The following is a 7,471-nucleotide window of genomic DNA, read 5'->3' as shown; positions in this document are numbered from 1 at the left end:
GTTGCAGAGTATTCTGATTGTCATTATCTCGTGAAAAAAATACATTGTTTTCAATCGTCAGAGTGATTGCATCATCAGGAGTTGATATTTTTGACACTATATTATTTGAGGTAGTGGGATTAATATTGTCAGAATGTTTTTTTGGCTGAGTTTTTGGATGAGATACACTAATAATATTTTTTTTGTAATATTGACTATTGTTTTTATGAGGGCCATGGGGAGGAATGTATACACAGTCGTCATATTTATTTTTTGAATTCCGTGTTTCTGGAGGCGTGCCATTTCCTACTCTTTTGATACTTCCTAATAGCCTCCTTGTAAAATGAAGTATTTGTCCTGGTAGGGTGTTTGAAGCTATTCTATTTGTTGACGTTGTTTGAATTATTGTTGATGTACTAGTAGGGATCATAATGTTTTTAATATGAATATAAAAATTAATAAAATGACTTTATATTATGCGTTGATGCGTAATGAAATATTAGTTTTTTGGTATGGTGAAATTTAATATTGATAGTTTTAAAAATTTGCGAATATAGCTGATGTGCTAATTTGTAGCATTCAATAAATACTCATTCGCTACGCTATCGGATCGATCGTAGAAGCGTTCATTTTTAGCTGGTTAATATGCTTAATAGTAAAAATGAATAATTTTTGATGGAGTAATTTTCTATTATTTATCATAATGAGGTTCGTTAATTAATAGATAAAAGGATGTTATAAAATGACTGGAAGTGTTACAAGAGTAGATATTAATATATCATTGCCTGGCGATTTCAATGCGGCTGCTATGCAGGCTCAAAAAGTGAACAAAGTAAAATCTTCAGTTATAACGGATTTGAAAAGAAATGTTAAAAGTGTAACGAATAATTGCATTAGTTTATCTTCTGGAGCCAAAAGTAAAATTATCGCTGATATTGAAACTTTGAGCGGGATTGTTTCTACGCGGAAATATAATTTTTTTAAGACTCTATTCAAATGTGCATTTAAAGATATATTGTTTACGTCAAAAGGTGATCAATTAATAAAAATTAAATCTCAAGTTGACAGGATTAAATTAAATGAAAGATCTCAGTCTGCAATTTCTGCTAAAGAATTTATTTTAAAAAATAAAGATAATGGCAAATTAAAAATTAATGAAAAAATAGAACAATTACAATCAAATTTAAATGAAATTTTTGATAATTTTTCTAATGATGATATTAAAGTATATGTAAAAGAAATGACGAGTCCTAACTGTAGACATATCACTAAGCCTTCGTATGAGGTATTTCCATGCACCAGGGGAGTAATAAAAGTTGAGGGTAAGGGTTATGAGACGCATTATTTTAAACATCCCGAGGAAGAAAATTTTAATGAATATAAAAAAATATTAAAAGAACGTGATGATTGCAAGGTGGATTTGTTAAAATTCGATAAAGATGTGACTAAGATACGTACCTTAATTGGTGGTATCGATCCTTTTGAAGATGTGGCGAAAACAGAAAGAATTTTGAATGATATGATGAACTAATTTTTTAGTTTGAAAATATTGCTGAATAAAGAAAGGCTGGTTGCTGTTAGCAATCAGCCTTTTTTTTATTTTTGGTTGAATATAGGTGGATGTATAAAAAATACAATTTCATTGTGAAAATTAAATATTTATAATTTTAGGTTTGAATTGCTTTTTGATAAAAGTGTTTTAAATAGTTTGATTTATGCATATGTTGCCATAAAAACATGTATTTGCAAGCTGTTAAGCTATGTAAATGATTGCAAAACAAAACTTTAAACTTATACAATTTGATGTCTGATGTAAAAGTAAGCTCACAACAACTTCACCCTGGAGGCCAGCAATGAACACGACGAAATTTACCTATGAACACGAATGGTTAAGAATGGAGGGCGATGGTGTAGTGACGGTCGGGATTACCGATTTTGCGCAAGATCACCTCGGTGATCTGGTGTTTGTGCAATTGCCGGAGGTCGGACAGCAGGTGTCGAAAGGAGAGGAAGTGGTGGTCATTGAGTCCGTCAAGACCGCCAGCGAAATCATGATGCCGGTTGCTGGCGTCATCACAGAAATCAATCCGGTATTGGTTGATGAGCCGGGCAAGATTAATGAAGATCCGTTAGACGAAGGATGGTTTTTTAAGTTTAAGGCCAGCGATCTGGCTGAGCTCGATGGGCTGATGGACGAGGCTGATTACAAGGCTTTTCTTGAAGGGTTGAGCTAAGGCTGAACTCCTTCATTGGGCTACATCGGTTTTATCATGAATAGAAGAATCACCCACAGCGAGAGGACATCATGGCTGATACCCCGTTTGAAATCGCGCCGCAATCACGGCCAACGTTTGATGATTTATTACAGCACACTGACTTTGTTGGTCGCCACATCGGGCCAAATGCGACAGATCAACAGCGCATGCTGGCCGCGCTGGGCTATGCGTCGATGGATGCGTTGATCACCAACGTGATTCCGGCGGCGATTTTGTCGGACGCGCCGTTGAAGTTGGGTGAGGCCCTCAATGAAGTCGAAACGCTGGCGGCGTTACGCAGGATTGCGACTAAGAATCAGGTCTTCAAATCGTATATCGGAATGGGTTATTACGACTGCCATACGCCGACCGTGATTCTGCGCAATCTGCTGGAAAATCCCGCCTGGTACACCGCCTATACGCCGTATCAGCCGGAGATATCGCAAGGCCGTCTGGAGGCGTTGCTTAACTTTCAGACGATGGTGTCGGACTTGACCGGGATGGAGATCGCTAACGCGTCATTATTGGATGAGGCAACAGCGGCGGCAGAGGCAATGACGTTTTGCCAGCGCGTGTCGAAAAGCAAGAGCAAGATGTTCTTTGTATCGGAGGATTGTTATCCCCAAACCATCGCAGTGGTACGCACTCGGGCGGTCCCGATTGGCATAACGGTCGTTGTGGGTGATCACCTGACAGAACTGAATAACGACGATTATTTCGGCGTGTTGTTGCAGTACCCGACTCTCAACGGTGACATTGCTGACTATGCAGAGACGGTTGCCAGCGCGCACAGCAAGGATGCGTTGGTAGTCGTGGCGGCCGATTTGCTGGCGCTGACTTTACTGACGCCGCCGGGTGAGTTTGGTGCCGACGTGGCGATCGGATCATCCCAGCGCTTTGGCGTGCCGCTCGGTTACGGCGGTCCGCATGCGGCGTATTTTGCGACCAAAGATGTGCATAAGCGTTTGATGCCGGGGCGCGTGGTCGGCGTCTCTATTGATAGTCGCGGTGAGCCTGCGTATCGGCTGGCGATGCAAACGCGCGAGCAACATATCCGGCGTGAAAAAGCCACTAGCAACATTTGCACCGCGCAGGTGCTGCTGGCCAATATTGCCAGCATGTACGCGGTGTATCACGGGCCGCAAGGACTGCAAACTATTGCGCAAAGGGTGCACCGCTTGATGGCGACGTTTGTGTACGGATTGAAAAAACTAGCAGTATCGGGCAAGCACGATATTGCGGTTTTGACGCCATATTTTTTCGACACGATTACGCTGCGCACGGTCGGTCATACACAGGCGATCCACGCGGCAGCACGGGCGCAGTCTATTAATTTGCGGATAGTCGCCGCCGACAAGGTAGGCATTTCATTCGACGAAACCACGACGGCTGACGATGTCGCCGCGTTGTGGCGGATATTTTCCAGTCCAGGCCAGATTGAACTGGCATTCGCCGCCATTGAGGCGACTGTCACCGATCACATCCCCGCAACCTTGCGGCGTGCCAGTCGCTTTCTGACACATCCCGTCTTCAACAGCCACCATTCTGAAACGCAAATGCTGCGTTATCTGCGCAGCTTGTCGGATAAGGATCTGGCGCTGGACCGCAGCATGATTCCGCTCGGCTCTTGCACCATGAAGCTCAACGCCACCACCGAAATGATCCCGATCACCTGGCGCGAGTTCAGCGCCATGCATCCGTTTGCGCCACTAGAACAAGCACAGGGTTATCAGCAGTTGGTCAGCGAGTTGGAGCAAATGCTGTGCGTATGTACCGGCTATGACGCGGTGTCCTTACAGCCGAATGCCGGATCGCAAGGGGAATACGCCGGTCTGCTGGCAATCCGAGCCTGGCATCAGAGTCGGGGCGAGGGCCAGCGCGATGTGTGTCTGATTCCGAGTTCGGCGCATGGCACTAATCCGGCCACGGCGCATATGGCCGGGATGAAAGTCGTTGTCGTGCGTTGCGATGATAACGGCAATGTCGATGTCGCCGATCTGCAAGCCAAGGCCGATCAGCATGCGGCCGATCTGGCGGCGCTGATGATTACGTATCCGTCCACGCACGGCGTGTTTGAGCAGGCCATTGGTGCAATCTGCGACATCATTCACGCGCACGGTGGGCAGGTATATATCGATGGCGCGAATATGAATGCGATGGTCGGCCTGTGCGCACCGGGCCATTTCGGCGGCGATGTGTCGCATCTGAATTTGCACAAAACGTTTTGTATTCCGCACGGTGGTGGCGGTCCGGGTGTCGGGCCGATTGGCGTGAAAGCGCATTTGGCACCGTTTTTGCCCGGTCACGCCATGCTGGAGACGGGCATCGCGCCGGTGTCTGCTGCACCGTGGGGCAGCGCGAATATCTTGCCGATTAGCTGGGCGTATATCACCTTGATGGGAAGTCGCGGTCTCAAGCAAGCCAGTCAGGTCGCCATCCTCAACGCTAACTATATTGCGCACCGTCTGGCGGCGCATTATCCGATTTTGTATGCGGGTAAGGGTGGGATCGTGGCACATGAATGCATCATCGATTTGCGTCCGCTCAAAGATAAAACCGGCGTCACCGTGGATGACGTTGCCAAACGTCTTATTGATTTCGGTTTTCATGCGCCGACGATGTCGTTTCCGGTGGCCGGGACGCTCATGATCGAACCTACCGAGAGCGAATCTAAAGAAGAGTTGGACCGTTTCTGCACTGCCATGATCGCGATTCGGCATGAAATGCAAGACATTGAAGATGGCCGTATGTCGATTGAAAACAGTCCGCTGCGGCACGCGCCGCATACGGCGATGGATTTGACGGGCGAATGGGATCGCGGCTACACGCGTGAGCAAGCGGTGTTCCCGGTGGCGGCGCTGAGAAAATCCAGCAAATACTGGCCGCCGGTGGGGCGCGTCGATAACGTGTATGGCGACCGTAATCTGGTGTGTTCTTGTCCGCCGATGTCGGACTACGAGGATGCAGAATAATCATCTTGAACCGAAAGGAAATACTATGGATCAGCAACCCCTCGCACGGACTGCGCTCTATGACCTGCATGTGGAATTGGGCGCAAAAATGGTGCCGTTTGCCGGTTACCACATGCCGCTGCAATATCCGAGCGGCGTATTGAAGGAGCACGCTCACACCCGCTCGCAAGCTGGTTTGTTTGATGTCTCGCACATGGGGCAAGTGCGACTAAGCGGGGCTGATGCCGCAGCGGCGCTGGAGAGTCTGGTCCCCGTGGATATTCTCGATTTAGCCGTACATACCCAGCGTTACGCGGTGTTGACCAATGACGACGGTGGAATACGCGACGATTTGATGGTTGCCAATGCCGGGGATCATTTATTGTTGGTCGTCAACGCCGCTTGCAAACAGCAAGATCTGGCGCATTTGCGTGAGCACTTATCCGACCGTTGCACAGTTGAGGAGTTGAGCGAGCGGGCTTTGCTAGCTCTACAAGGACCGCAAGCCGCCAAAGTGTTGGCACGCTTTGCGCCGCAGACCGCGCAGATGCTTTTCATGCACACCGCCGCCGTCACGTTGGCTGGTATTGATTGTTCGGTCAGTCGTTCCGGCTATACCGGTGAAGATGGTTTCGAGATATCGGTCCCCAACGATCAAGTAGACAAACTGGCACGCCTCTTATTGGCGCAACCGGAAGTCGCACCCATCGGCCTTGCAGCACGGGACTCTTTACGGCTGGAGGCCGGGCTTTGCCTGTATGGCCATGATATGGACGCGACCACCACGCCAGTCGAAGCAAGTCTGGCGTGGGCGTTATCGAAAGTGCGGCGTGCCAATCAAGCCCGCGCAGGCGGCTATCCGGGTGCGGCGATTATCTTGCAGCAACTGGTCGAGGGCGTTGCCCGCAAACGCGTTGGCTTGCTGCCGCAAGACCGGATTCCTGTGCGCGAAGGGGCTGAGTTGATTGATACCAATGGCCAAGTTGTCGGTCGGGTTACCAGCGGCGGATTCGGCCCCACCATCGGTGCGCCGGTTGCGATGGGCTATGTCGCCTCTGCCCATGCTCAACCGGGTACGCAATTGCACGCCATCGTGCGCGGTAAACCGATCGCGGTTGTCGTGACTAAAACACCGTTCACGCCGCAACGGTATTACCGCGGATAAATACAGATTGGAGCAGCGATGAGTGAACTAAAGCAGGTCCAGCGTCCCGTAGAAGCCGGCGAAAAACTGCGCGGTGCAGAAAAAATGGCGCGTATCCCCATCAAAATCATCCCCACCGAACCGGCTAACTATCTGCGCAAACCGGCATGGATACGCGCCCAGTTCACCGGCACGCGGGAAGTCTTACGCCTCAAAGAAATCCTGCGCGAGAATCATTTGCACACCGTCTGTGAAGAGGCCAATTGCCCAAACATCGGCGAGTGTTTCAAAAGCGGCACGGCAACCTTCATGATCATGGGCGCGATCTGTACCCGACGCTGCCCATTTTGCGACGTCGGTCACGGTCGCCCATTGCCGCTTGATCTGGATGAGCCGCACAATTTGGCGCGCACGATTGCAGCAATGGGCCTGCGCTACGTCGTCATTACCTCGGTTGATCGGGACGATTTGCGCGATGGCGGTGCGGCACATTTTGTGGCCTGCATAGAACAGACTCGCAGATTGAATCCGGGAATCAAGGTCGAAATTCTGACGCCTGATTTCAGGGGGCGCATCGATGTCGCGCTGGCGATCCTCGGGCAGTCTGCGCCGGATGTGTTTAACCATAATCTGGAAACAATTCCCCGTCTGTATCGTGAGGCTCGCCCCGGCGCGGACTATCGCAATTCGCTGGAATTATTGCAGCGCTTCAAGCAACAGCATCCGCAGGTGGCGACCAAATCCGGATTGATGCTGGGCCTGGGCGAGAGCTTGGAAGAGATTGAAATGGTGATGCAGGATTTACGTGCGCATCAAGTCGAGATGCTGACCCTCGGCCAATATTTACAACCGAGTGCGCATCATCTCCCGGTTGCCCGTTATGTCACGCCAGCGGAGTTTGAGGCGTTGCGGGTGGCGGGGGTGAAGATGGGGTTTTCGCGGGTGGCTTCGGGGCCGATGGTGCGGTCGTCTTACCATGCGGATGGGCAGGCGGAAGGGATCGGTCTTTGACCGCTTTATCTAAACCAGGACTTACGCAAAATCGCCCCAGCAGCGTTACGCCCGCCTTGCCGTACGTCGTACTGTCTGCGTCAGTCTGCCTTGCTGGAACAATTTTGCGTAAGTCCTATCGAGGTCACCAG

Annotated in this window: 6 protein-coding genes; 5 read left to right on the top strand and 1 reads right to left on the bottom strand. The window is 49.5% G+C overall.

Annotated features, from left to right (window positions below; translation table 11 throughout):
* On the bottom strand, positions 1–409 hold a 409-nt coding region (locus ACVBEF_RS07375; RefSeq protein WP_447123291.1), incomplete at its 3' end, for a hypothetical protein.
* 312 nt (positions 410–721) lie between these two features.
* Here ACVBEF_RS07375 and ACVBEF_RS07370 point away from each other — a divergent pair.
* From ACVBEF_RS07370 to lipA, 5 genes are all read left to right on the top strand, one after another.
* Positions 722–1,510 (top strand): hypothetical protein, encoded by a 789-nt coding sequence (locus ACVBEF_RS07370; RefSeq protein ID WP_447123290.1) that lies wholly within the window; start codon positions 722–724, stop codon positions 1,508–1,510.
* Between the two features lie 322 nt (positions 1,511–1,832).
* The gene (gene gcvH, locus ACVBEF_RS07365) at positions 1,833–2,213 is read left to right on the top strand and encodes a glycine cleavage system protein GcvH (protein WP_447123289.1); all 381 of its coding nucleotides are present in this window, start codon (positions 1,833–1,835) and stop codon (positions 2,211–2,213) included.
* Positions 2,214–2,284: 71 nt separating this feature from the next.
* Positions 2,285–5,206 (top strand): aminomethyl-transferring glycine dehydrogenase, encoded by a 2,922-nt coding sequence (gcvP, locus tag ACVBEF_RS07360; RefSeq protein ID WP_447123288.1) that lies wholly within the window; start codon positions 2,285–2,287, stop codon positions 5,204–5,206.
* Between the two features lie 25 nt (positions 5,207–5,231).
* Complete coding sequence (gcvT, locus tag ACVBEF_RS07355) at positions 5,232–6,350, top strand: glycine cleavage system aminomethyltransferase GcvT (RefSeq protein WP_447123287.1); 1,119 nt, start codon at positions 5,232–5,234, stop codon at positions 6,348–6,350.
* Positions 6,351–6,368: 18 nt separating this feature from the next.
* A complete protein-coding gene (lipA, locus tag ACVBEF_RS07350; protein ID WP_447123286.1) occupies positions 6,369–7,340 on the top strand; it encodes a lipoyl synthase in 972 nt (323 codons plus the stop codon).
* The last annotated feature ends 131 nt before the right edge of the window (positions 7,341–7,471 follow it).

Source organism: Glaciimonas sp. GG7 (assembly GCF_052976905.1).
Note: the sequence above shows the minus strand (reverse complement) of the source record. Positions and strands in the feature narration are given on the sequence as shown.

Coding starts and splice junctions, on each gene's coding strand:
- ACVBEF_RS07370 (WP_447123290.1), top strand. CDS start 722: ATGACTGGAAGTGTTACAAGAGTAGATATTAATATATCATTGCCTGGC.
- gcvH (WP_447123289.1), top strand. CDS start 1,833: ATGAACACGACGAAATTTACCTATGAACACGAATGGTTAAGAATGGAG.
- gcvP (WP_447123288.1), top strand. CDS start 2,285: ATGGCTGATACCCCGTTTGAAATCGCGCCGCAATCACGGCCAACGTTT.
- gcvT (WP_447123287.1), top strand. CDS start 5,232: ATGGATCAGCAACCCCTCGCACGGACTGCGCTCTATGACCTGCATGTG.
- lipA (WP_447123286.1), top strand. CDS start 6,369: ATGAGTGAACTAAAGCAGGTCCAGCGTCCCGTAGAAGCCGGCGAAAAA.